The organism is Kitasatospora sp. NPDC092286, assembly GCF_044755565.1.
GTDB lineage: Bacteria > Actinomycetota > Actinomycetes > Streptomycetales > Streptomycetaceae > Kitasatospora.
Genome location: NZ_JBIVRD010000070.1, coordinates 1 through 24,046, shown reverse-complemented (window position 1 = coordinate 24,046; position 24,046 = coordinate 1). Strand labels below are relative to the sequence as shown.

The 24,046-nt window shown below is 74.0% G+C and carries 18 protein-coding genes; 4 read left to right on the top strand and 14 right to left on the bottom strand.

Annotated features, from left to right (window positions below; all coding sequences use genetic code 11):
- Window positions 1-201: 201 nt before the first annotated feature.
- From der to ACIQIB_RS37770, 4 genes are all read right to left on the bottom strand, one after another.
- A complete protein-coding gene (gene der, locus ACIQIB_RS37785) occupies window positions 202-1,656 on the bottom strand; it encodes a ribosome biogenesis GTPase Der (RefSeq protein ID WP_363613337.1) in 1,455 nt (484 codons plus the stop codon).
- 179 nt (window positions 1,657-1,835) lie between these two features.
- A complete protein-coding gene (gene cmk / locus ACIQIB_RS37780; RefSeq protein ID WP_363613335.1) occupies window positions 1,836-2,549 on the bottom strand; it encodes a (d)CMP kinase in 714 nt (237 codons plus the stop codon).
- 142 nt (window positions 2,550-2,691) lie between these two features.
- A complete protein-coding gene (locus ACIQIB_RS37775; protein ID WP_400763747.1) occupies window positions 2,692-3,804 on the bottom strand; it encodes a DUF4419 domain-containing protein in 1,113 nt (370 codons plus the stop codon).
- A 71-nt stretch (window positions 3,805-3,875) separates the two neighbouring features.
- Window positions 3,876-4,961, bottom strand: coding sequence for a prephenate dehydrogenase (locus tag ACIQIB_RS37770; protein WP_400659689.1), 1,086 nt, complete (start codon window positions 4,959-4,961; stop codon window positions 3,876-3,878).
- 242 nt (window positions 4,962-5,203) lie between these two features.
- Here ACIQIB_RS37770 and ACIQIB_RS37765 point away from each other — a divergent pair, with 242 nt between their 5' ends.
- The 3 genes from ACIQIB_RS37765 to ACIQIB_RS37755 are packed head-to-tail and all read left to right on the top strand — an operon-like array spanning window position 5,204 to window position 9,434.
- On the top strand, window positions 5,204-7,447 hold the full coding sequence (locus tag ACIQIB_RS37765) for a DUF4139 domain-containing protein (RefSeq protein WP_400763744.1): 2,244 nt from the start codon (window positions 5,204-5,206) through the stop codon (window positions 7,445-7,447).
- A gap of 3 nt (window positions 7,448-7,450) precedes the next feature.
- Entirely contained in the window at window positions 7,451-9,022 is a 1,572-nt protein-coding gene (locus ACIQIB_RS37760; protein WP_400763741.1) for a mucoidy inhibitor MuiA family protein, read from the top strand.
- Between the two features lie 49 nt (window positions 9,023-9,071).
- Window positions 9,072-9,434, top strand: coding sequence for a DUF952 domain-containing protein (locus ACIQIB_RS37755; RefSeq protein WP_363613325.1), 363 nt, complete (start codon window positions 9,072-9,074; stop codon window positions 9,432-9,434).
- Window positions 9,435-9,466: 32 nt separating this feature from the next.
- Here the strand turns inward: ACIQIB_RS37755 and ACIQIB_RS37750 are convergent, their stop codons facing one another.
- The 10 genes from ACIQIB_RS37750 to ACIQIB_RS37705 form a co-directional block, all read right to left on the bottom strand.
- Complete coding sequence (locus ACIQIB_RS37750) at window positions 9,467-10,450, bottom strand: helix-turn-helix domain-containing protein (RefSeq protein ID WP_363613323.1); 984 nt, start codon at window positions 10,448-10,450, stop codon at window positions 9,467-9,469.
- Window positions 10,451-10,667: 217 nt separating this feature from the next.
- The gene (locus ACIQIB_RS37745) at window positions 10,668-12,128 is read right to left on the bottom strand and encodes a pseudouridine synthase (RefSeq protein WP_400763738.1); all 1,461 of its coding nucleotides are present in this window, start codon (window positions 12,126-12,128) and stop codon (window positions 10,668-10,670) included.
- Window positions 12,128-12,793, bottom strand: coding sequence for an SMC-Scp complex subunit ScpB (scpB, locus tag ACIQIB_RS37740; RefSeq protein ID WP_363613345.1), 666 nt, complete (start codon window positions 12,791-12,793; stop codon window positions 12,128-12,130). Before scpB ends, ACIQIB_RS37745 begins: the two co-directional genes overlap by 1 nt.
- 326 nt (window positions 12,794-13,119) lie before the next feature.
- On the bottom strand, window positions 13,120-14,001 hold the full coding sequence (locus ACIQIB_RS37735) for a segregation/condensation protein A (protein WP_363613319.1): 882 nt from the start codon (window positions 13,999-14,001) through the stop codon (window positions 13,120-13,122).
- A 158-nt stretch (window positions 14,002-14,159) separates the two neighbouring features.
- The gene (locus tag ACIQIB_RS37730) at window positions 14,160-14,717 is read right to left on the bottom strand and encodes a hypothetical protein (protein ID WP_400763751.1); all 558 of its coding nucleotides are present in this window, start codon (window positions 14,715-14,717) and stop codon (window positions 14,160-14,162) included.
- A gap of 41 nt (window positions 14,718-14,758) precedes the next feature.
- A complete protein-coding gene (locus tag ACIQIB_RS37725; protein WP_400659699.1) occupies window positions 14,759-15,826 on the bottom strand; it encodes a ParA family protein in 1,068 nt (355 codons plus the stop codon).
- Window positions 15,827-16,308: 482 nt separating this feature from the next.
- Window positions 16,309-17,424 (bottom strand): alanine dehydrogenase, encoded by a 1,116-nt coding sequence (gene ald, locus ACIQIB_RS37720; protein WP_363613313.1) that lies wholly within the window; start codon window positions 17,422-17,424, stop codon window positions 16,309-16,311.
- A gap of 260 nt (window positions 17,425-17,684) precedes the next feature.
- A complete protein-coding gene (locus ACIQIB_RS37715; protein WP_400763735.1) occupies window positions 17,685-19,883 on the bottom strand; it encodes an AAA family ATPase in 2,199 nt (732 codons plus the stop codon).
- Window positions 19,884-20,047: 164 nt separating this feature from the next.
- Complete coding sequence (locus ACIQIB_RS37710) at window positions 20,048-20,695, bottom strand: NUDIX domain-containing protein (protein ID WP_400763732.1); 648 nt, start codon at window positions 20,693-20,695, stop codon at window positions 20,048-20,050.
- A gap of 115 nt (window positions 20,696-20,810) precedes the next feature.
- Window positions 20,811-22,487 (bottom strand): CTP synthase, encoded by a 1,677-nt coding sequence (locus ACIQIB_RS37705; RefSeq protein ID WP_400763729.1) that lies wholly within the window; start codon window positions 22,485-22,487, stop codon window positions 20,811-20,813.
- A 723-nt stretch (window positions 22,488-23,210) separates the two neighbouring features.
- On the opposite strand from ACIQIB_RS37705, the gene ACIQIB_RS37700 reads away from it, so the two are divergent.
- Window positions 23,211-24,046: glycoside hydrolase family 15 protein (locus tag ACIQIB_RS37700; protein ID WP_400763726.1), on the top strand; the 836-nt coding region annotated here is incomplete at its 3' end.

Genomic DNA, 24,046 nt, shown 5'->3' with positions numbered 1-24,046 from the left:
CAAGACGCTCGGCTGGAATACCCCAGCCGAGCGTCTACGTGATCTACTCACCACCTAAAACCAAGTGGTGTTGCGACGACCCCTTGAACCCAAGCCGAAGTGGCGGGGCCCTCACCGGCTCCGACGCGCACCGACACACACCGGTACGCACCGCGCCGCGTCCGTCGCCGTACCCGTGGCCACGGCCGGACCGACTGCTTACTACTTGCGCTTGCGCTTCTCCCGCACCCGGACCGAGATCGAGATCGGCGTCCCGACGAAGCCGAACTCCTCACGCAGCCGGCGCTCGACGAACCGGCGGTACCCGGCCTCCAGGAAGCCCGAGGCGAACAGGACGAAGCGCGGCGGACGGGTGCCCGCCTGGGTGCCGAACAGGATGCGCGGCTGCTTGCCGCCCCGGATCGGGTGCGGGTGCGCGGCGACCAGCTCGCCGAGGAAGGCGTTCAGCCGGGCCGTCGGGATACGGGTCTCCCAGCCCGCCAGCGCGGTCTCGATCGCCGGGACGAGCTTCTCCATGTGCCGGCCGGTCTTGGCCGAGACGTTGACCCGGGGGGCCCACTGCACCTGGACGAGGTCGCGCTCGATCTCGCGCTCCAGGTAGTAGCGGCGCTCCTCGTCCAGCTGGTCCCACTTGTTGTAGGCGATCACGACGGCGCGACCGGCTTCGACGGCCATCGAGATGATCCGCGTGTCCTGCTCGGCCAGGCTCTCGCTGGCGTCGACCAGGACGACCGCGACCTCGGCCTTCTCCAGCGCGGCGGAGGTGCGCAGCGAGGCGTAGAAGTCGGCGCCGGCGGTCAGGTGGACGCGGCGGCGGATACCGGCCGTGTCGACGAACTTCCAGGTCTTGCCGCCGAGTTCGATCATCTCGTCGACCGGGTCACGGGTGGTGCCGGCCAGCTCGTTGACGACCACCCGCTCCTCGCCGGCGACCTTGTTGAGCAGGCTGGACTTGCCCACGTTGGGGCGGCCGATCAGCGCGACCCGGCGCGGGCCGCCGAGCACGGCGTCGCCGAAGGTCTGCGGCGGGGCCTCGGGCAGAGCGGCCATGACGGCGTCGAGCAGGTCGCCGGAGCCGCGGCCGTGCAGGGCGGAGACGGCGTACGGCTCGCCCAGACCGAGCGACCAGAGGTACGCGGCCTCGGCCTCGGTGGACTGGCCGTCGACCTTGTTGGCGCAGAGCACGGTCGGCTTGCCGGCCCGGCGGATGATCTTGATCAGGGCCTCGTCGGTGTCCGTGGCACCGACGGTGGCGTCGACGACGAACAGCACCGCGTCGGCGGTCTCGATGCCCAGCTCGGCCTGCGCCGCCACCATGGCGTCGATCCCGAGGACGTCGATCTCCCAGCCGCCGGTGTCGACGACCTTGAAGCGGCGGCCGTTCCAGCTGGCCTCGTAGCTGACGCGGTCCCGGGTGACACCCGGCTTGTCCTCGACGACGGCCTCACGGCGGCCGATGATGCGGTTCACCAGGGTCGACTTGCCGACGTTCGGGCGGCCGACGACGGCCAGCACCGGCAGCGGCGCGTGGTCGGCGTCACCGAGGCCGTCGACGTCCTCGGGGTCGAACCCCTCCTCGGCGGCGAGCGCCATGAACTCGGCGTACTCGGCGGCGTCCAGCTCACCGTGGCCGGTGGTGGAGTGCTCTGCGGTCATGTTCGTGTTTTCCGTTTCCCGGCCCGGCCCTTCCCAGGGGCGCGCCGTGCGTACCTGCCCGATCGGGGCAGCGCGAGTACTTCAGTGAAGGTGCCACCACGGCACCGGCCGGACGAACCAACGCCCGGATGATCCATGTCCCGGGACGACTCGACGCCCGGGACGTTCCAACGCCCTGCTCAGACCGCGGACAGCCCGGCCCGCTCCTCCACCAGCGCGGTGATCGTGCCGATCACCTGTTCCAGGGTGAGCTCGCTGGTGTCCACCAGCACCGCGTCCGCGGCCTGGGTCAGCGGGGCCGTCTTCCGCGAGGAGTCGGCCGCGTCCCGGCGGGCCAGGTCGGCGGCCATCGCGGTGATGGTCGCCTCGTCCACGCCCTTCGCCCGCAGCTCGGCCGCCCGCCGCTCGGCGCGGGCCGTCTCCGAGGCGGTCAGGAAGATCTTGACGGTGGCGTCCGGGAACACCACGGTCCCCATGTCCCGGCCCTCGGTGACTATGCCGCGCTCGGCGACCCGGGCGCAGCCGCGCTGCAGCTCGACCAGTCGCGAGCGCACCGCCGGCACCGCGGACACCGCGCTGACCTGCGCCGTCACCTCGGGACCGCGGATCGGGCCGGAGACGTCCCGACCGTCGACCGTGATGGTCGGGCCGTCCGCGTCCGTGCCGGAGACGATCACCGGCTTTCCGCAGGCGACGGCCACGGCCTCCGGGTCGTCCACGTCGACCCCGTTGGCCAGCATCCACCAGGTCATCGCCCGGTACATGGCGCCGGTGTCCAGGAAGCTCAGGCCCAGCCTGGCGGCGACCGCCCGCGAGACGGTCGACTTGCCGGAGCCGGAGGGTCCGTCGATGGCGACGACGACCGGGGCGTGCGCTCGGTCGGCAGTGTCCACGGGCGAACCTCTCTCTAAGGCCTGAAGCCTGAAGCATGTCAACGGGACGGAAGCCGGAAGGAAACCGGCAGCCGGGAACCGGAAACCTGGGAATGTCTCCCTCAAGGTTAATGGACCGGCGCCAGACCCCGGTCCGGCCGCGTCAGACCCCGGCCCGGTCGATCTCCAGCACCGCATGCCCGAGCCTCGGCCGGACGAACTCCCCGTCCCGCTCCACTCCGAGTATCCCGGCCACGAAGGCCATGGCACGAATGCCGCCCGGCCGCTCCCACTGGAACGGGACCTTGGAGACGTGCGACGGGAAGTCGTTCTCCAGAAACCTCACCGGCCGATCCGTCCGGCCGTCCGGCCGGACGCGCCGGCGTCGCCGACGGTCCTGCCGACCGCGCCAGCCGAAGGTCTCCCTCGGCCGGGGCCCGTCGGGCGTCTGGGTGTGGGCGAAGAACGCCGTGATCCAGCCGGAGACGAAGTCCCCGCCGGACATCGACTCCCATGTGTACAGCGAGCGCCAGAACTCCTCGTCCACCTCGCCCGCCGCCGCCCGGGCGATGGTGTCCAGCACCGGCCGCAGGTCCGCGAACCACGGGCGCAGCCCGTCGAACCACTGCTCCAGCTCGCCCACCCGCGACGCCAGCAGCCGCCAGTCCTCCGCCGTGCCCTCCAGCCGGATGCTCGGGATGCCGCACAGCGATTCCCAGCGGAACTCGTAGTACGGGCTGACCACGTCCATCAGCGCGACCAGCGCGGCCGACACGTCGTCGGGTGTGGTCGTGGAGAAGGACGGCTGGAACAGCTCCACGGTCTCCGCCCCGAGCGCCTGCTCCAGCGGTTCGCGGACCAGGCGGATCGAACGGGCCCAGTCGGGATCGGGGCCGAGCAGGCTGTCGTCCCGGACCGTGATGGTCGACCGCTCGCCCGGCGTCCTCGTGAACAGCCCGGCGTACTGCTCGGCGTTGAGCCGCAGATGCACGGCGATCTCGTGGACGACGGCGTACCAGAGCACGTCCGGCGACAGGCTGAGCGGCAGGTGCCCGGCGAACGCCAGATGGGCCGCCCGCACCAGCAGGCTCCAGCTCGGTTCGCCCTCGGCGGGGTCGTGCCGAGGGCGCGCGGTGTCCAGCAGCGTCGCCGTGCTCCGGTGGTGGATGCGGAACCCGCCGCCCACCACCGCCGCCAGGAACCCGTCGTTGCCGACGGCGGCCAGCTCGCGTACGTCGCCCGGCTCGCCCTCGGCGAGCGGCACATCGATGATCATTCCCCGTCCCCCACCGGCGTTCGGCCCGCGGCCGCCCCGACCCTCGACCACCCGGAGGCGAAGCGCCTCGCTCAGTCCCGGACGCTCCACCCGCTGGCCCGCAGCGCGACCGTCAGCGGCTTCACCGCCGCCGGGGCGACCGACAGCTGGACGAAGCCGACCTGCTGGCCGGTGGAGTGCTCGATGTCGACGTCCTCGATGTTGACCCCGGCCGCGCCGACCTCGCCGAAGAGGCGGCCCAGCTCGCCGGGCTGGTCGCCGAGGACCACCGCGACGGTCTCGTAGCGGGTGGGCGGCGAACCGTGCTTGCCGGGGATGCGGGCCTGACCGGTGTTGCCCCGGCGCATCACGGCCTCGATGCCGGCCGCGCCCGCATGCCGCTCGCCCTCTTCGGCGGCCTCCAGGGCACGCAGGGCGGTGACGGTGTCGCCGAGGTCGACGGCGACCTCCTCCAGGATGTCGGCGACCGCGCCCGCGTTGGCGGAGAGGATGTCGATCCACATCCCGGGGTTGGAGGCGGCGATCCGGGTGACGTCCCGGACGCCCTGGCCGGAGAGCCTTATGGCCGTCTCGTCGGCGTGCTCCAGCCGGGCGGCGACCAGCGAGGAGAGCAGCTGCGGGGCGTGCGAGACCAGGGCGACGGCGCGGTCGTGCGCGGCGGCGTCCATCACGATCGGCATCGCGCCGCAGAGCGCCACCAGTTCCAGGACGGCGTTGAGCGTCTCGGTGTCGGTGTCGGCGGTGGGGGTCAGCACCCAGGGCCGCCCCTCGAACAGGTCGGCGCGGGCGGCCAGCGGACCGGAGCGCTCGCGGCCGGCCATCGGATGGCTGCCGATGTAGTGGACGGTGTCGAGGCCGAGCGCGGCCACCTCGGCCCGCGGGCCGGCCTTGACGCTGGCGACATCGGTGTAGCAGCGGGCCAGGCCCCGGCGCTGGCAGTCGGCCAGCACCCTGCCGACCAGCGCGGGCGGGACCGCGATGATCGCCAGGTCCACCGGTCCGTCGGCGGGTTCGGTGATGCCGGCGCCGAGCGAGGCGGCGGTCCGGGCCGCGTCCGGGTCGGCGTCCTCCAGATGGACGGTCAGCCCGCGGCCGGTCAGGGCGAGCGCGGCGGAGGTGCCGATGAGTCCGGTACCGACGACGGCGGCAGTGCGCATGGCGGGGTGGCTCTCCTCACGGGGGGCTGGCCTGGACGTGCTGCCCCATCCTCTCGCATCCCCACGAGCCCTGCGGCCATCACGGGCCACTTGTCGCCGCCGCAACCACCCCGCCGCCGGGCCCGTCCTCCCACACGCCGCGCACGGCGAAATCCGGAGCCGCCCGTGCCACGGCGGGGCAGACTGGCCGCCCAAGGGTGGCGCGGCGCGAGCGACGCGAACGGAAGCGAAGGGGTTGGCGGGTGGACGATCGGCGAAGCACGGACGACAAGCCGTACGACGGCGACGGGCGGGACAACGGACCGGACACCGGACAGGACAACGGGCCCGGCGACGGACGGCACCACCCGGGCCCGGCGGTCCCGGCCCATCCGTCCGTGCTCGACTCGGTGGTGGTCTACGCGGTCGGCGCGGTCTGCCGCCGTCGGGCCCGGGTGGCCGTGCCGCCGGGCGGGCGGCTTCGGCTGACCGGACTGCCCCGGGTGCTCGACGGCCGTACGCTGCGGGCCAGGGTGCTCGACGCTCCCCCGGGCACCGCCGTCACCGAGGCCCGGCTCGAACCGGTCGCAGAGCTCCGTACGACCGCCGAACTCCCTGATCTTCGAAGCGAGTTGAACGATGCCCGGGAGAGCGAGAGCGCCGTCCGCGAGCGGCACCGGCTGGTCCTCACCGCCATCGCCGAGACGGCCTCGCTGCGCGCCGTGCCACCGCAGCGGCGGCACGGCGACCCGCATCGCCGGACACCGGCGGACGCCTGGCTGGAGCTGGCCGACTTCGTCGACGAGCGGCTGGCCGGGCTGCACCGGCGGGCCGAGGCGCTCACCCGGGAGCTCGAACTCGCCGAGCACCGCACCGAGGTGCTCACCGACCGGCTGGAGCGTGCCTCGACGGCCGACCCGGCCCGGCCCGTGGAGACCTCCGCGACCGTCCTGCTCACCCTCACCACCCCCACCACGCCCGACGAAACGCCCGCCGACACCGCCGACAGCACCACCGCGAACACCACCGACCTCCACATCGAGGTGGAGTACGGCGTCCCGGCCGCCCGCTGGGTGCCCGCCTACCGCCTGTCGTACCGGCAGGGGTCCGACACCGGACGGCTGGTCCTGCGCGCCTCGGTGGCCCAGCAGACCGGCGAGGACTGGACGGGCGTGCGCCTCGCCCTCTCCACCGCCGACCTGGAACGGCGCACCGACCTGCCCCGGCTGCGCTCGCTGCGGATCGGCCGCAGCCAGCCCGCCCCGCCGCCCTCCGGCTGGCGCGAGCCCCCGGCGGGCCTGGCCGACCTGTTCACCGGCTACGACGCGCCGGGCCCGCGCCCCGAGCCGCGCCGACGGGGCCCGCTCGCCGTCGCGGCCGCCACACCCCCGTTCCTCGCGGCCCCTGTCGCCGCTGCCGCCCCCGTCGCCCCGGCCGCTCCCGGCGGGCCCCGCTTCGGAGGCGTCCTGTCCGCCGACGAGCCGCTCCCGCCGCCCCCGGGCTTCGCCGGCTACGGCGCGCCCCCGTCGCCGCCCCTGCCCCAGCCGGGAGGACCGGCCCCGGCGCCGGTCCTCGCCCGCCGGGCCAGGGCGGGCGGCGCGGCCCCCGGCCCCGGCGCCGCCAAAGCCGCCGGATCCACCAACGCCACCAGCACCAGCACCGCCGACACCCCCGGATCCCCCGAAGCACCCCCCGCCCCCGACGCCGCGCTCCTCGACTACCCCTCCCTCGTCCTGGCCGGCCCCGACGAACCCGCCGCCCGCCGTGGCATCCTCCGCCCGCCCGCCCCCAGAACCTCGTTCGAGCGGACCGGCGCCGCCCTGCCGCCCCTCCCGCTCCCCCGCCACGCCGTACCGCCCCGCGTCTCGGCCGGCTCCTTCGACCACCGCTTCGACGCCGCCGCGCCCGCCGACATCCCGTCCGACGGCACCTGGCACACCGTCACGATCGACGAGATCCCGGTGAGCGTCCGCCCCGAGTACGTCACCGTCCCCTCCGTCGAGGAGAAGGTGTACGGCACGCTGGTGATCGCGAACCGGACCGACCGGGCCGTCCTGGCCGGTCCCGTCGAGGTCACCGTCGACGACGAGTTCCTGCTGACCGCCGCCCTGCCCACCCTCGCGCCGGGCGGCCTGCGCCGGCTCGGCACCGGCGTCACCGAGAGCATCGAGGTGGCGCGCCGCACCGAGCTGCGCGAGTCCACCACGGGCATGCTGAACAGCAGCACCGTGCTCGACCACCGGGTGCACGTGGAGCTGGCGAACCGGCTCGGCCACACCGTCACCGTGGAGGTCCGCGAGCGCGTGCCGGTCGCGTCCGACGCCGAGATCAGGATCGAGGAGCGGGCCGACTGGCACGCGCCGGCGGTGTCCTCGCCGGACTGCCCGCCGAGCACCCGGCTCTGGCGGGTCGAGCTGCCGCCGGGCGGCCGGGCCGAGCTCGACGGCGGCTACCAGATCAGAATCCCGGCCGGAAAGGCCATCGTCGGCGGAAACCGGAGGAACTGAACGATGAGCACCAGCACGATCCCCCTCCCCGTCACCGCTGTCACCTGTCTGGAGGACCGCAGCCAGGTCGAGCGCACCGCCACCGTCGAACTCGCCGCCGGTGTGCAGCGGCTGCGCCTCGGCCCGGTCACCGCGCTCACGGTCGACCGCACCCTGCGCGCCGAGGCCACCGGACCGGCCGGGTCCACCGGAGCCGGTGGCGGCGCCCGGGTGCTGGACGCCCGCGTCGTGCGTGCCTGGACCCCGCACGCCCCGCTGCCGCCGGGCCCGGGCGACTCCGAGCTGCGCCGGCGCGTCCACGAGCTCGACGAACGGGCCCGCCACGAGGACCGGTCGCACGACCGGCTGGAGGCTCGGCTGGCCCTGCTCGCCCAGCTCAGCGCGGACCTGCTGCGCGAGATCGGCGAGGGCGCCGGCGCCGGCGAGGTCGAGCGGGCCCGCTGGGCGCGCGAGCTGGACCGGGTGGACGCCGAGCGCGAGCGCTACGGCGAGGAACTGCGCGCCACCCGCTCCCGGCTGCGCGAGCTGGAGGAGGAGCGGTCCCTGGCCCGGATCGCGCTCGACGAGGCCGAGGAGGAACCGGCCGACCTGGTCGCCCACCTCGAACTCACCGTCGAGGCGCGGGCCGCGGGCCCGGTCCGGCTGACCGTCAGCCACCTGGTGCCGTGCGCCCTCTGGCGGCCGTCCTACCGGGCCGCCCTGGCCGACGGCGGTCTGCGCCTGGAGTCGGAGGCGGTGGTCTGGCAGCGCACCGGCGAGGACTGGACGGGCGTCCGGCTCACCCTCTCCACCGCCCGCTCCGCGCTGGCCACCCAGCCGCCCGCGCTCGCCGAGGACGTGCTGACGCTGCGCGAGCGCGGCGCCGAGGAGCGGCGCACCGTCGCGGTCGAGCTGCGCGAGGAGGCGGTCGCCGCCCTCGGCCCGTCCGAGGCGGTGCCGGGCGTGGACGACGGAGGCGAGGTCCGGGTGCTGCGCGCGCCCGCGCCGGCCACCGTCCCCTCCGACGGCCGGGCGCACCGGGTGCCGCTGAGCGGCTTCACGGTGCCGGCGAGCAGCGAGTACGCGTGCGCGCCGGAGCTGTCTCCACTGGTCACCCAGGTGGTCCGGTTCCGCAACGCGGCCGGGCACGCGCTGCTCGCCGGACCGGTGGAGCTGGTCCGCGGCAGCGGCTTCACCGGCCGGGGCGAGCTGCCCTTCACGGCGGCGGGCGCCGACGCCGAGCTGGCGTTCGGCAGTTCGGACGGCTACCGGGTGGTCCGCGAGACCGAGGAGCGGCAGGCCACCGCGGGCCTCTCCCAGCGTTCGGTGACCACCCGGACGGTACGGCTGCACATCTCACGCTTCTCCGGGCCGGAGGAGCGCGACGAGCAGCTGGTCGCGGTGCGCGAGCGGGTGCCGGTCTCCGAGGTGTCGGCGGTGGAGGTGCGGCTGCGCAAGGAGGACTGCTCCCCCCCGCCGGACGCCTTCGACGCCGACGGCATCGTCCGCTGGGACCTGCCGCTCGGCCCGGGCGCGCGGCGGACGGTCACGCTGGTGTACGAGGTGTCGGCGACCGCCAGGGTGGCGGGCCTGTGACATCCCGCGCGAACCCCCGCCGTGACGGGCGTTCAGGTAGAACAGGTACATGATCCTGCACCTCGCCCCCCTGGACGACTGGCTGACCGACCCCGGCCGGCCGTACGCCACCGCCTCGCTGCTCACCGACGGGTTCATCCACTGCTCGGCGGACGAGCAGACGGCACTCGCGGTGGCCAACGCCTTCTTTGCCGACACCCCCGGTCCGCTGATGGTGCTGCTGATCGAGGAGTCGCTGGTGGAACCGATGGTCAGGTGGGAGGCCCCGCACGGCGCACCGCCGCCAGGGGCCACCCCCGGCGTGTTGTTCCCGCACATCTACGGACGGCTGAACCGGACCGCCGTGGTCGGCCTGGAGAAGGTCGAACGCGGCCCGGACGGCCGCTGGGAGAGCCTCACCCCCTGGAGCTGAGCCCCGCCGCCCCGGTCCCGCCTGGACGCGCCCTACAGCCAGCCCCGCTCCCGGGCCGCCATGCCCGCCTGGAAGCGGGTGGTGGCGCCCAGCGCGCGCATCAGGCTCTGCAGCCGGCGCTGGGTGGTCCGGGCGCTCCAGCCGAGCGAGCGGGCGATCGACTCGTCGGTGAGGCCGGCCGCCAGCAGGCCGAGCAGCTTGCGGTGGTCGGCCTCCGGCTCCAGCGCCCCCTCGTCGGCGCCGATCGCCGCCTGGAGCTGCACCGCACGCTCCCACTCCGCCTCGAAGAGCGTGTCCAGCGCCTGGAGCAGCGCGGAGGGGTGGATCACATAGGCGGCGTCGAGGACGCTGTCGCCGACGCTGATCGGGATGATCGCCATCCGGTCGTCCGAGATGACCATCTTCATCGGCAGGACCGGCCGGACCCTCGCCTCCTCGCCGTCCGCGACACCGGCCAGGATGTTCTTCTCCAGCCGGCCCGGCCAGGCCACCGCCTCCCGGTCGTAGATCGTCCGGAACCGCAGCCCCTCGGTCATCCGCTGGCGCTGCAACGGGATGCCGGCCACCGGGTCCTGGATGTACGGGGGGCAGTCGAAGCCGCGGACCTGGTACTGGCTGGTCTCCGTGATGTGCTCCAGCCGCTGCGCGATCGCCTCGCCACCGGTCAGCACCTCGACCGAGTGCGCCGGGTCGGTGTAGCGCGAGGCCTCCCGGAAGGCGTCCATCAGACGGTGCATCTCGGCCCGGGCGTGGCGCAGTTCGGACTCGCGGTGGCCGATCAGGGTGCCTATCGCTACGTCGGGGGCCACCGGCAGGAAGCGGTGGCGGTCCACCGGTGCCCGGGTCGCCATGCCCTGCTGCGCCAGCCGGTCCAGTGCGCGGACGCTCTGCTGGAGCGTCAGGCCGCAGGCGCCGGCCAGGTCCTCCGCCGTCGACTGCGGATTGGCCACCAGCGCCGCGTAGACCTGTCCGTCCGGCGCGGCCAGTCCCAGTGCGCTGAGTGGTGCATCGGACACGACGCCGCTCCCCCGTTCGCCTCGCACCCGCGCCGCGGATGGCGCAGTCCCGCCACTCGGCGGGTCGTGGTCAGGTGGCAATCCTCGGCCACGGATCATCACGCTGACAAGGCGGTGACCGGCGGTGCGGCCGGGTTCACAGCGGGACCCCGCCGAACGGCGTGAGGGCCCCCCGCCGAGTGGCGGGGGACCCTCACGATCCGGCGGGCGGGTGGCCCTACAGGCCGACCTCGTGCATCAGCTGGCCGACCTCGGGGTTGGTCAGCCGGCGCAGCCAGCCCGACTTCTGGTCGCCCAGCGCGATCGGGCCGAAGTGGGTGCGCACCAGCTTCTCGACCGGGAAGCCGACCTCGGCCAGCATCCGGCGGACGATGTGCTTGCGACCCTCGTGCAGGGTCACCTCGACCAGGTAGTTCTTGCCGACGTTGGAGATCACCTTGAAGCTGTCGGCGCGGGCGAAGCCGTCCTCCAGCTCGACGCCCTGGGCGAGCTGCTTGCCCAGGTCACGCGGGATCGGGCCCTGGATGGCGGCCAGGTAGGTCTTGGTCACGCCGTACCGGGGGTGGGTGAGGCGGTGGGCCAGCTCGCCGTGGTTGGTGAGCAGGATGATGCCCTCGGTCTCGGTGTCCAGGCGGCCGACGTGGAAGAGGCGGGTCTCCCGGTTGGTCACGTAGTCGCCGAGGCACTGGCGGCCGTCCGGGTCCTCCATGGTGGAGACCACGCCGGCCGGCTTGTTGAGCGCGAAGAACAGGTAGGACTGGGTGGCGACGGTCAGGCCGTCCACCTTGATCTCGTCCTTCTGCGGGTCGACCCGCTTGCCCTGCTCGGTCACGAGCTTGCCGTTGACCTCGACCCGGCCCTGCTCGATCAGCTCCTCACAGGCCCGACGGCTGCCGATGCCGGCCCGGGCCAGCACCTTCTGCAGCCGCTCGCCCTCGGGCTCGCCGAAGGTCTTGGGCAGCTTCACGGCCGGCTTGTCGTGCCGGGCGAGGACGGCGTCCTCGATCTTGGCCTGGAGCTCGCGGGAGCGCTGGGGCTGGCGGCGCGGGTCGCCCGGGGCACCCTGGCCCTCGCGGCGCGGGCGCGGGGCCGGGCCGGGGCGTCGCCCGGTGAAACCGCCGCGCGCGGGGGTGGCGTTGGGGCCGCCGCCGTACTCGGGGCGGTCGTAGCGCCGCTCCTCGGGCCGCAGCGGGCGGTCGGGGTACCGGCGGTCGTCGCGCCGGTCGTCCCGGCGGTCGTCGCGCCGGTCGTCCCGACGGCTGTCGCGCCGGTCGTCCCGCCCGTACGAGCCGGAGCCACCGCGCGAACCGGAGCCGCCGCCGTACGAACCCGAGCCACCACGCGAGCCGCCACCGTACGAGCCGGAGCCGCCCCGCGAGGAGCCCGAGCCACCGCCGTACGAACCCGAGCCACCGCGCGAGGAGCCCGAACCACCGCCGTACGAACCCGAGCCACCCCGCGAGGAGCCCGAACCGCCACCGTACGAGCCGGACCCGTCACGCGAGCCACCGCCGTACGAACCCGAGCCACCCCGCGAGGAGCCCGAGCCACCGCCGTACGAGCCCGAGCCGCCGCGGCCGGAGCCGCCCCCGTGGGAGCCGCCGCCCCGGCCCCCGCCCTGTCCGCCGCGGCCGCTTCCGCCGCCACTGCTGTTCCTGCCGTTGCCACTGCTACGCATCAAAGTGTCCGTACGTCGTTCCGTCTGGGATGTGCGGTCGTTTCGGCCGACCTCACCGCCCCCTGCCGATCAGGCGCAGCCCGATCGGCCTCGCCTCTGCCGTCCGCGGCCTGCGCGGCGGCGACCGCCTCCGCGATCATCGTGCCCTCCAGGGACTCCGCTTCCACGTCGTCGACCTCGGGCAGGAAGGGAGCGAGCTCCGGCAGCTCGTCCAGGCCGCGGAGCCCCATCCGTTCCAGGAAGTAGTTCGTCGTCCGATACAGGATCGCACCTGTTTCGGGCTCGGATCCGGCCTCTTCCACCAGTCCTCGCTGTACCAGGGTACGCATCACGCCGTCACAGTTCACACCGCGGACGGCGGAGACCCGCGATCTGGACACCGGCTGACGGTAGGCGACGACCGCCAGAGTCTCCAGCGCGGCCTGGGTCAGCCGGGCCTGCCGGCCGTCCAGGACGAAGCGGTCCACGGCGGGCGCGCACTCGGCCCGGGTGTAGAACCGCCAGCCGCCGGCCACCAGGCGCAGGTCGAAGCCCCGGCCCTGGGCGGTGTATTCGGCCGCCAGCTCGCGCAGCACCGCCGCCACCTCGGCCCGGGGCCGTTCCAGGACGGACGCCAGGTGGGCCTCCCCGGTCGGCTCGTCCACGACCATCAGGATCGCCTCCAGCTCGGCCTTGAGTCCGAAACCCTCCCCCGTGCCGCCGCCGTCACGACCGTCACCGCCGTCACAGAAAGTCGGCGGGGCCGACTTCTGGTGCACGACCCGGCCCGCCGCCTCCGGTGTGCGTACCCCGGGTCCGACGGCCGGGGCGGCCGAGGGCCCGGGCACCACCGGCAGCGGGGCCGGTTCCAGCCACTCCTCGGCCCGCGGCCGCCCCGGCAGGCCGAGCGGCCGCCGCGCCGGCCGCCCGCCCCCTTCCGAAGCCCCGGCCTCCTGAACGCCGGCCTCCGGGCCCCCGTTCTCCACGCCCCCGCTCTCCAGACCGCCGTCCATCAGCGCCCGTCCTCCTTCCGCTCGCCCGCCGGCCGGTCGAACTCGTCCGTCACCTCGACCTCGCCCCGGTCCGCCTCGGCCACCCACCGCACCAGCAGCTCGCCCAGCGCCTCCGGCTGCTCGAAGGCGAGCACCCGCTCCCGGTACAGCTCCAGCAGCGCCAGGAAACGGGCGACCACCACCAGGGTGTCCGGCGCGTCCGCGACCAGCTGCTGGAACGACGCCTCCCCGAGTTCGCCGAGCAGCCCGGCCACCAGCCCCGCCTGCTCGCGCACGCTGACCGGCGGGGTGTGGATGTGGTCCACGTAGACCACCGGCTCGGGCCTGGGCGTCATCGCCCTGGCCGCCAGTTGCGCGAACCGCTCGGTGCCGATGGTGATCACCACCTCGGGCAGCAGCGCCGCGTGCCGGGGCTCCAGGCCGGCGGTCCTGGGGTGTCGGAGCAGTTCGGCCGCCCAGCGCTCGCCGAACACGGCCGCCGCCCGCTTGTACGCCCGGTACTGCAGCAGGCGGGCGAAGAGCAGGTCGCGGGCCTCCAGCAGGGCGAGGTCCTCCTCGTCCTCGACCTCGGCGGCGGGCAGCAGCCGGGCGGCCTTGAGGTCGAGCAGGGTGGCGGCGACCACCAGGAACTCGGTCGCGGCGTCCAGGTCCCAGTCCGGGCCCATGGCGCGGATGTGCGTCATGAACTCGTCGGTGACGGTGGCCAGCGCCACCTCGGTGACGTCCAGCCGGTGCTTGGTGATCAGGCTCAGCAGCAGGTCGAAGGGGCCTTCGAAGTTCTCCAGCCGCACCCGGAAGCCGCCCTGCGGCTCATCGGCGGCGGCGGTCCCCACGGCGACGGAGGTCCCAGCGGCGGCGGGCGGTTCGGCGGTGCTCGGCATGACGGTCCATCTTCACCCGGCCGGGCCGCCCGCCCCCCGCCGGTGCCGCCGACACGCCGCGCGCGATGCACAGGACGCGCCCGGCCGGCCCGGGCCCGCGCCGCTCGGTCCCGCCCGGCGCGCCGTCCGGCACCCCCCGGACGCCCCTCGGACGCCGCTCAGCGGCCGCGCAGCCGCCGTACCAGGATGCTGGCCTCACCGCGCTGCTCCAGGTCCGCCAGCACCACCGCGATGGCCTCCCGGACGATCCGGCCGCGGTCCACGGCCAGGCCGTGCTCGCCGCGCAGGACCAGACGGGTGTGCTCAAGATCCATGAGCTCCTCCGCGGACACGTACACGGTGATCTTCTCGTCGTGCCGTTCCCGCCCGGTGGGGCGGCGCGGGGCACGGCCGCGTGCCCGGGAGCGCCCGGCGGTCCCGGCCTGCTCCTCGGCGGCACCGGTGTGCTGGCGCTGCGCCGGAGCGGCGGCGGTCCGGCCGCCCGGCGCGGTCTGCGCACCGGCCGGCTGCGAAGGCGCCGGCACCACGGCCCCCGGCCCGGCGGTCCCGGCCCGGTTTCCGGCCGCGGCCGGCTGCTGCTGGTACTCGTGCGGCTGCCCGGCCTCGCCGGTGCCCTCGGCGCCCTCGGCACCGTCCGTACCGTTGACGGCCCGCGCGGTCTCCGGTCTGGGCGCCTCGGCGGCCGGACGCGGCGCGAGGGACGGCGACAGCGCCATCCCGCCGGTGGTCCGGAACAGCTCGTCGGCACCCGGGAGACTCACTCGGCGGGGCGGCACCGGTCGAGCACCTCCCTGGCGAGCTGGCGGTAGGCGGCGGCACCGACCGAGTTGGTCGCGTACGTCGTGATCGGCTCGCCGGCGACGGTGGTCTCCGGGAAGCGCACGGTCCGCCCGATGACGGTGTGGAAGACGTGGTCGCCGAACGCCTCGACGACCCGCGCCAGCACCTCACGGCTGTGCACGGTGCGCGAGTCGTACATGGTGGCCAGGATGCCGTCCAGGCGCAGCTCGGGGTTGAGCCGCTCGCAGACCTTCTCGATGGTCTCGGTGAGCAGCGCGACACCGCGCAGGGCGAAGAACTCGCACTCCAGCGGGACGATCACGCTGTGAGCGGCCGTCAGCGCATTCACCGTCAACAGGCCCAGCGAGGGCTGGCAGTCGATGATGACGTAGTCGTAGTCGGGCAGCAGCGGCTTCAGGGCGCGCGCCAGCGCGGACTCCCGGGCCACCTCGCTGACCAGCTGCACCTCGGCGGCGGAGAGGTCGATGTTGGACGGCAGCAGGTCCATGCCCGGCACGGCCGTCTTGAGCAGCACCTCATCGGCCGTCAGCCCGCGCTCCATGAGCAGGTTGTAGACGGTGACGTCGAGCTCCATCGGGTTGACGCCGAGGCCGACCGAGAGCGCGCCCTGCGGGTCGAAGTCGACGAGCAGCACCCGGCGGCCGTACTCGGCCAGCGCGGCGCCCAGGTTGATGGTCGACGTGGTCTTGCCGACGCCGCCCTTCTGGTTGCACATCGCGATGATCTGCGCGGGGCCGTGCTCGGCGACCGGCGCGGGGATCGGGAAGTACGGCAGCGGCCGGCCGGTCGGGCCGACCCGCTCGCGGCGCTGGCGCGCGGCGTCGGGGGCCAGCGTGGCGGCGTACTCCGGGTCCGGCTCGTACTCGGCGTCCGGGTCGTCGTAGGCGCCGTAGGCGAACTCGCCGTAGGCCAGGCCGTGGGCCGGCAGATCGGCGTCGTAGTCGGTCACCGTGGTCACCTGTGCTGTGGTCTGGCGTGCTTCGAAAGTACGGAGAGCGACCGAGCCGACCTCGGCCGAGCCCACGGTGGCCTGCCGGGCCCCGGGCTCCTCACTCGGCAGTCCGGCGGCGTGCTCCGCCAGTCCTGGCTGACCACCCCCGGGAGCAAATGTCGACTCATTCACAAGTCGTCTTACCTCCTTGGGCATCCAGGACTCTATGTCGATTCGTCAGCGTGGCAGCATGCCGACGGTTTGCGACTCTAGGCCGTTCAAGGCGTTCGCAGCAACACAATCCACGGTAGTGGGCCGGATGTGTCGACTATCGGGCAACCCTCTGTCAAGGGATGGGCGGGCCCCTGACTCTAACGTTTCCGGGGGCGGGTGACGTGACCCACAGAAATTGACGACAGAGCGACCCACCCGGGCCACCGTCCGTTCGCGGGCACGGCGAAGCCCCCGGCCCGAGGGGAGCGGGTCGGGGGCCAACGGGCCGCCCCGCGGGGGCGGCCCGGCCCGGAGCGGGGCGCCGACGAGGGCACGCACCGCCCCGGGCCGGGGTGAGACGATCAGGCGAGCACGGTCTCCAGGGAGACGGACTCCAGGCCGAAGGCCTCGGCGACGGCGCCGAAGGTGATCTGGCCCTCGTGCACGTTCAGACCCTTGGCCAGGGCCGGGTCACGGCGCAGCGCCTCCTTCCAGCCACGGTTGGCCAGCTCCACGATGTAGGGCAGCGTGGCGTTGGTCAGCGCGTAGGTGGAGGTGTTCGGGACGGCGCCCGGCATGTTCGCCACGCAGTAGAAGACCGAGTTGTGGACCTTGAAGGTCGGGTCGGCGTGCGTGGTGGCGTGCGAGTCCTCGAAGCAGCCGCCCTGGTCGATGGCGATGTCGACGAGCACGGAGCCCGGCTTCATGCGGGAGACCAGCTCGTTGGTGACGAGCTTCGGGGCCTTGGCGCCCGGGATCAGCACGGCGCCGATCACCAGGTCGGCCTCCAGCACGGCCTTCTCCAGCTCGAAGGCGTTGGAGGCGATGGCCTTGATCTTGGTGCCGAAGACCTTGTCGGCCTCGCGCAGCTTGTTGATGTCGCGGTCGAGCAGGGTCACCTCGTAGCCCATGCCGATGGCGATGGTGGCCGCGTGCCAGCCGGAGACGCCACCGCCGATGACGACGGCCTTCGCCGGGTGGGTGCCGGGCACGCCGCCGGGCAGCACGCCGCGGCCGCCGGCCGGGCGCATCAGGTGGTACGAGCCGACCTGCGGGGCCAGCCGGCCCGCGACCTCGGACATCGGGGCGAGCAGCGGCAGGGCGCCGTTGGCGAGCTGCACGGTCTCGTACGCGATGGCGGTGGTGCCGGAGGCGATCAGCGCGTCGGTACCGGCGCGGTCGGCCGCCAGGTGCAGGTACGTGAAGACGGTCTGGCCCTTGCGCAGACGGTGGTACTCCTCGGCGATGGGCTCCTTGACCTTCAGCAGCAGGTCGGCGGTGGCCCACACCTCGTCGGCGGTGGGGAGGATGGTGGCACCGGCGGCCACGTACTCCTCGTTGGGGATCGAGGAGCCGACGCCGGCGTTGTCCTCGACGTAGACCTCGTGTCCGTTGCGGACCAGCTCATGCACGCCGGCGGGCGTGATGGCCACGCGGTACTCGTGGTTCTTGACCTCGCGGGGGATGCCGACCTTCACGGCTAAACACGTCCTCTTGCCATGGGGGTCCCTACCGGAGAAGACCGGCGGGCGACGCGCATAGGGGGAAGCCGCCGGACGACACCGGGGCACAGACTTCTGCGCGCTGAGTTCGAGTGTAATGAAGCCCAGGCGGCGTGTCAGCCTTCCAAAGTGAATAAATCTGCCGGACACATTGGCAGGTTCGTAGGCTTCCCCAGTGATCTTCCCGCCAAATGCACCCCAACCGGGCATATTCGACAATACTCCCGAAGCTCCGGCTACCACCCGCTGTCGAAGCGTTCCCGCAGGTCCGCCAGGGCGGCACCGACGGCCGCCCGGCCGCGCTCGTCGCCCAGCCTGCGCAGCACCACGAGCGAGGCCCGGTACTCCCGCTCGGCCTCCTCGAAACGGCGCTGCGCGGTGTGTGCCTCGGCCACCCGGGCGAGCAGTCTGGCCTCGGCGGGCTGGTCCCCCATCGACTGCCGCAGGCCGAGCGCCCGGCCGTACCAGTCCGCCGCCCGCACCGCGTCGCCGAGCGCCCGGTGACAGCCGGCCGCGCCCTCCAGGGCCCGGGCGCAGGCGGCCTCGTCATCGGCCGCCCTGGCGTGCTCCAGGGCGGCCCGGTAATGGGTGACGGCCCGCTCCCAGCAGCCGGCCGCGGCCTGCAGGTCGCCCAGGTTGAGCAGCGCGGCGGCCGCCCGCCGGGCCTTGCCGTGCCGCTCGGCCACCGTCAGCACCAGTTCGTGCAGCTGGTAGAGGTCGGCGGGCGCGGCGCCTTCGGTCAGCGGCAGGGCCCGCAGCAGGGCGGTGACCAGCCGGCCGGCCGAGCCGTCCAGGTCGCCCTGGCCGATCGCGTCGGCGACGGCACCGAGCAGTTGGTCCCGCTCGCCGAGCAGCCACTGCCGGGCGTGGTCGGCGGAGCGCAGCCGCAACGGGCCGGGCAGCGGGTCGGGGCCGGGACCGCCGGCCGGGTCGAGCAGCGCGCGGGCGGAGTCGGTGAGCCGGACGAGCCGCTCCAGCAGCCGGGCCCGGGCCAGCTCGATCTCGGCGGGCCGGTCCTCCCGCTCGCGCAGCCGGACCAGCCGGGGGTGGAGCCGGCCGGGCACCCGGTAGCGGGGGGTTCCGTCGGCGGCGGGCGGCTCCTCGCCGAGCAGTTCCAGCTCGGCCAGCGCGGCCAGCATCGCGGCCGCCTCCGGAGCCGGGCAGCCCACCAGGGCGGAGGCGGTCCGCAGGTCGGCGGTCTGGGCGGGCGCGAGGGTGAGCGCGCGCAGGAGCCGCGCCTGGGCGGCCGGCAGCGTCGCGTACAGCAGGGTGAACGCGCCGATCAGCGGGTCGTTGTCGGGGACGGGAACGGGCTCGGCGGGCGCCGGGCCCGGCTTCACCCAGTCCGCCGGGCCGGCCGCCGGGGCCGCTGCGGGCGGCGTGGCGGTCTCCGGCGCGGCCGTCTTCCCGGCGGAGCTCCCCACGGCCTGCCCGGCACCGTGACCGCCACCGCTCCCGCCGCCCCTGGCCTCCGTCCGCCTTCCCCGGCCGGCCCGCCCGTCGGCCGCTGCCCGTCGGCCGCCCTTGACCCCGGTCACCGACCGCCCGGCCCGCTCGGGCCGCTGCTCCGTCTTCTTCTCCGGCTCCACCTCGGACCGCGGATCCGACCGCGCGTCCGGCTGCCGGTCCGCCGACCGGTCCGCCTTCGGGTCCTCCTCCCCCACCACCCTGGCCAGCTCCTGCGCCGCGTCCGTGACGGCCGCCTCGGGGTTGCCCCGCAGCCATCCGGCCATCAGCCGCAGCGCGGCCGGCCGGGAGCCACAGGTCTCGGCGAGATCGACCCCGCCGACCGGGTCGCAGCCGATCCGGGTGCCGCCGACCAGGTCGCCGAGCAGCTCGCCGGAGGCCTGCCGGTCGAGGCCGCCGAGGATCACCGGGTCGATGTCCTCGATGCCGGTGAGCGGTCCCGCCGTGGTGGCGAGGACCAGGCAGCCGGGCTCGTCGGCGAGCAGCGGCCACAGCTGTCCGGCGTCCCGCACGTCGTCCAGCAGCAGCAGGACCCGCCGCCCGGCCAGCGCCTCGCGCAGCGCGACACAGGCCGGTTCGTCCCGGCCGTCCGCGGCGGCGCCGGGCAGCGGGACGGCGGCGACGTCCGCGCCCAGCTGCTCCAGCAGCCGGCGGGCGGCCCGGGCGGGCGGCACCCGGCCGCCGTCGGGCGCGGACAGCCGGGCGAACAGCACGCCGTCGGGGTAGTCGGCGGCGACGGTGACGGCGAACCGGACGGCCAGGGTGGTACGGCCGGAGCCGGGGCGGCCGGCCAGCACCAGGACGGTGCTGCGGCCCTCCGCCGGGCGGGCGGCGGCGGCCCGCAGCGCGGCCAGTTCGGCCCGCCGGCCGACGAACAGCGCGGGCCCGGCGGGCAGCCGGTGCAGCGAGGGGGCCCCCTCGGCGGGCGCGCCGGGCCCCGCGTCCATCGTCGCCGTCTTCCTCGCCACCCGTGCCACTCCCGACGTCACCCAGCGCTCAGCGAAGGCGGCCCGGGACGGGCGCCCTGTCTGCGAAGCGTAGTTCGAGCGTCCGGCTCAGCCGAGGTGCCATCCGGTCGTACGAACCGGTAAATCACCCCGGCGGATCAACTGGGCGTGCGAAAGCCGTCCGCTCATGCCCGGAACGGCCGGGCCGGCCACGGCGAGTCGGCCGGGCGCAGCGCGTCCAGCCCGCCGGGGCCGGTGAGCGCGGCGTGCACGGCGAGGGTGCCGGTGATCAGCGTGGGGTTGTGCAGCTCGCCGGCCTGGATCAGCCGGATCAGCTCGGCGACCGGCACCCGGGCGACCTCGATCTCCAGCTCCTCCCCGTGCGCCTCGTAGCGCTCGCCCTCGGCCTCGGAGAGGTCGGTGGCCAGGAAGAGCCGCACCGCCTCGTCGGTGCCGCCGGGCGAGGTGTAGAAGTCGACCAGCACCCGCCAGCTGCCGGCCGCGCAGTGCGCCTCCTCGTACAGCTCCCGCTGCGCGGCGTGCAGCGGGTTCTCGCCGGGGACGTCCAGCAGGCCGGCCGGCAGCTCCCAGAGGCGCTGGCGGACGGGGTGGCGGTACTGGCGCAGGATCAGCACCCGCTGCCGGTCGTCCAGGGCGAGGACGGAGACCGAGCCGGGGTGGGTCTGGTAGTCGCGGCGGGCCCAGCTGCCGTCGGGCATCCGGACCTCGTCGGTGCGCACCCCGGTGACCCGGCCCTGGAACGGCGTCCCGCTGGCCCGGACCTCCCACTCCTCGGCCACATCGCGGATCCGCGGCTGCTGCTGGTCGTCCATCGGTCTCCCCTTTTCGTCAGTACGACACAATCTAACGCCGGACGGCGGCCCCGCAGGAATCGCGGGGCCGCCGTCCGGTGAAACACCTCGGAACTACTGCGCTACTGCGCGTGCGCTACTTCGCGGCCGTCTTGATCTCGATGGCGGCCTTCACCAGCCCCGCGAAGAGCGGGTGCGGGCGGGTCGGGCGGGACTTCAGCTCCGGGTGGGCCTGGGTGGCCACCAGGTAGGGGTGCACCTCGCGCGGGTACTCGACGTACTCGACCAGGTCGCCCTTGGGCGAGAGGCCCGAGAAGACCAGGCCGGTCTTCTCCAGGTCCGCGCGGTAGGCGTTGTTGACCTCGTAGCGGTGGCGGTGACGCTCCTCGACGTACTGCTCGCCGCCGTACACCTCACGGACGATCGAGCCCTCCGCGAGCTTGGCCGGGTACAGGCCCAGACGCATGGTGCCGCCCAGGTCGCCCTTGCCGTCGACGATCGCCAGCTGCTCGGCCATGGTGGAGATGACCGGGTGCTTGGCGGCCGCGTCGAACTCGGTGGAGTTGGCCTCGGGCAGGCCGGCCAGGTTGCGGGCGGCCTCGATGACCACGCACTGCAGACCGAGGCAGAGGCCGAGCAGCGGGATCCGGTTCTCCCGGGCGTAGGTGATCGCGGAGACCTTGCCGTCCACGCCGCGGTCGCCGAAGCCGCCGGGGATGCAGATCGCGTCCACATCGCCGAGGTGCTCCTGCGCGCCCTCGGGCGTGGTGCAGTCGTCCGAGGTCACCCACTTGATCTCGACCCGCGCGTTGTTGGCGAAACCGCCGGCGCGCAGCGCCTCGGTCACCGACAGGTAGGCGTCCGGCAGGTCGATGTACTTGCCGACCAGGGCGACCTTCACGATGTGCTGCGGCTCGTGCACGCGGCGCAGCAGGTCGTCCCAGGTGGTCCAGTCCACGTCGCGGAACGGCAGGTCGAGACGGCGCACCACGTACGCGTCCAGGCCCTCGCCGTGCAGCACCTTGGGGATGTCGTAGATCGACTTGGCGTCGATGGCCGCGACCACGGCCTCCTCGTCCACGTCGCACATCAGCGAGATCTTGCGCTTGATGGCCTGCGGGACCTCGCGGTCGGCGCGCAGCACGATGGCGTCCGGCTGGATGCCGATGTTGCGCAGCGCGGCCACCGAGTGCTGGGTCGGCTTGGTCTTCAGCTCGCCGGAGGGGCCGATGTAGGGCAGCAGGGAGACGTGCACGAAGAAGACGTTGTCCCGGCCGACCTCGTGGCGGACCTGGCGGACCGCCTCCAGGAACGGCAGCGACTCGATGTCGCCGACGGTGCCGCCGACCTCGGTGATCACCACGTCGACGTCCTCGGTCGCCATCCGGCGGATCCGGGACTTGATCTCGTTGGTGATGTGCGGGATGACCTGGACGGTGTCGCCCAGGTACTCGCCGCGGCGCTCCTTGGCGATGACGGTCGAGTACACCTGGCCGGTGGTGACGTTCGCCGAGCCGTGCAGGTTGGTGTCCAGGAAGCGCTCGTAGTGACCGATGTCCAGGTCGGTCTCGGCCCCGTCGTCGGTGACGAACACCTCACCGTGCTGGAACGGGTTCATGGTGCCCGGGTCCACGTTGAGGTAGGGGTCGAGCTTCTGCATCGTCACGCGCAGGCCGCGGGCCTTGAGCAGTGCGCCCAGGCTGGAGGCGGTGAGGCCCTTGCCGAGAGAAGAGGCGACACCCCCGGTGACGAAGAGGTGCTTGGTCGTCACGGCGCGGCCGTTCGATGCCTTGCCGGAATGGGGCTGTGCCAAGAGGGGGCTCCCGTGGGTCGCGTGTCGAAGGTGACGTGGGCGGGAGGCTCGCGGGTCGCCTGCCGACGGGAGTGCGGTGTGGTGCACGGCACTCGGAGGGTCGTCGGTTCGGCTGGTCCGGGGCGTTTGATCCCACCGGTCCACGGGATACCAGGGTAACAGTGACCCGGCCGGGACGCGTTCCGGCCCGCCCGGGTCGCCCGGGGAGCGCACCTGCGGCGTACCACCGGCGCACCACCCGGCGCACTTTTCACACCGGTCGCACCACCGGCCGAAGCGGGCCACTCCGGGGCTCTCTCCCGGGCCATCAGGGCCCCTCCGGACGGGTCATCCGGAGGTGATCCTTCCGAGCCATCCTGTGCCGAGCCGCCGCGATGCACGGCATTTCCGCCGAATTGTGGCGCCACACGAGGCGGCGTCCGCGTGCTTCGCCCCTTTCGTCCGTCGTAAGCTGCACGGACGCATCGCCGACAGCAAGAGCACGCGGAGGGCGTGGGAGGGTCAGGACACCTCTCGGTCCCCGATGCGCGACCGGACCTCCCCGTAATCCAGCTTCTTCCACCCACCCAGGGACTCGACCGAGCCCCGCGCGGACACTCCAGCAAGGCCCGCCACCACCCCCCGGCGGGCCGGACGTCCCGGGGTGACCACCCGGCCCCGCAGACCGCTCGCTCTCCTCGGATCGCCGATGCGTCGTGACCACATTGCGAACTGGAGATCCACGTGGCCGGCCGTATCGAGGACTACGCACTCATCGGGGACATGCAGACCGCCGCCCTGGTCAGCAGGGACGGAGCAGTGGACTGGCTCTGCCTGCCCCGTTTCGACTCGCCGGCCGTGTTCGCCGGCCTGCTCGGCACCGATGAACACGGCTTCTGGCGGATCGGGCCGGCCGAGGTGATGGCCGTCGACCTACCCGCCCCGGCCGCCGCACCAGCCGTCCCGCCCGTCCGCTTCGCCGGCACCGGCGGACTACGGATGCCCCCGGCCACCGCCGCCGCGCCGGCCGTCCCCGCCGACCGGCGCCGCTACCGGGGCGACTCGCTCGTCCTGGAGCAGGAGTGGGACTCCCAGGGCGGCACCGTCCGGGTGATCGACTTCATGCCGCCGCGCCCGCTGGCCGGCCGCGACTCCGTCCCCCAGATGATCCGGATCGTCGAGGGCGTCTCCGGCACCGTCCGGATGCGCTCGGCGCTGCGGATGCGGTTCAGCTACGGCCGGATCGTGCCCTGGGTGCACCGGGTCGAGCAGGCCGACGGCGGCCACCGCACCGTCGCCGTGGCCGGCCCCGACTCGGTGTGGCTGGACGGCGAGGCCGAGACCTACGGCCGCGACCTCACCACCTACGCCGACTTCACCGTCACCGCCGGTGAGCGGATCGCCTTCGCGCTCACCTGGCAGGCCTCCCACCTGGAGGCCCCGAAGGCCCCGGACGCCGAGGAGATGCTCGACGCCACCACCGACTTCTGGCACGAGTGGGCCGGCCAGTGCACCTACCAGGGCCCCTACCGCGAGGCCGTGATCCGCTCGCTGATCACCCTCAAGGGCCTCACCTACGC

What these genes read in the sequence shown, in the direction of transcription:
- der (WP_363613337.1), bottom strand. Translation starts at nt 1,656, where the DNA reads ATGACCGCAGAGCACTCCACCACCGGCCACGGTGAGCTGGACGCCGCC.
- ACIQIB_RS37775 (WP_400763747.1), bottom strand. Translation starts at nt 3,804, where the DNA reads ATGATCATCGATGTGCCGCTCGCCGAGGGCGAGCCGGGCGACGTACGC.
- ACIQIB_RS37770 (WP_400659689.1), bottom strand. Translation starts at nt 4,961, where the DNA reads ATGCGCACTGCCGCCGTCGTCGGTACCGGACTCATCGGCACCTCCGCC.
- ACIQIB_RS37760 (WP_400763741.1), top strand. Translation starts at nt 7,451, where the DNA reads ATGAGCACCAGCACGATCCCCCTCCCCGTCACCGCTGTCACCTGTCTG.
- ACIQIB_RS37755 (WP_363613325.1), top strand. Translation starts at nt 9,072, where the DNA reads ATGATCCTGCACCTCGCCCCCCTGGACGACTGGCTGACCGACCCCGGC.
- ACIQIB_RS37745 (WP_400763738.1), bottom strand. Translation starts at nt 12,128, where the DNA reads ATGCGTAGCAGTGGCAACGGCAGGAACAGCAGTGGCGGCGGAAGCGGC.
- ACIQIB_RS37735 (WP_363613319.1), bottom strand. Translation starts at nt 14,001, where the DNA reads ATGCCGAGCACCGCCGAACCGCCCGCCGCCGCTGGGACCTCCGTCGCC.
- ACIQIB_RS37730 (WP_400763751.1), bottom strand. Translation starts at nt 14,717, where the DNA reads ATGGCGCTGTCGCCGTCCCTCGCGCCGCGTCCGGCCGCCGAGGCGCCC.
- ACIQIB_RS37710 (WP_400763732.1), bottom strand. Translation starts at nt 20,695, where the DNA reads ATGGACGACCAGCAGCAGCCGCGGATCCGCGATGTGGCCGAGGAGTGG.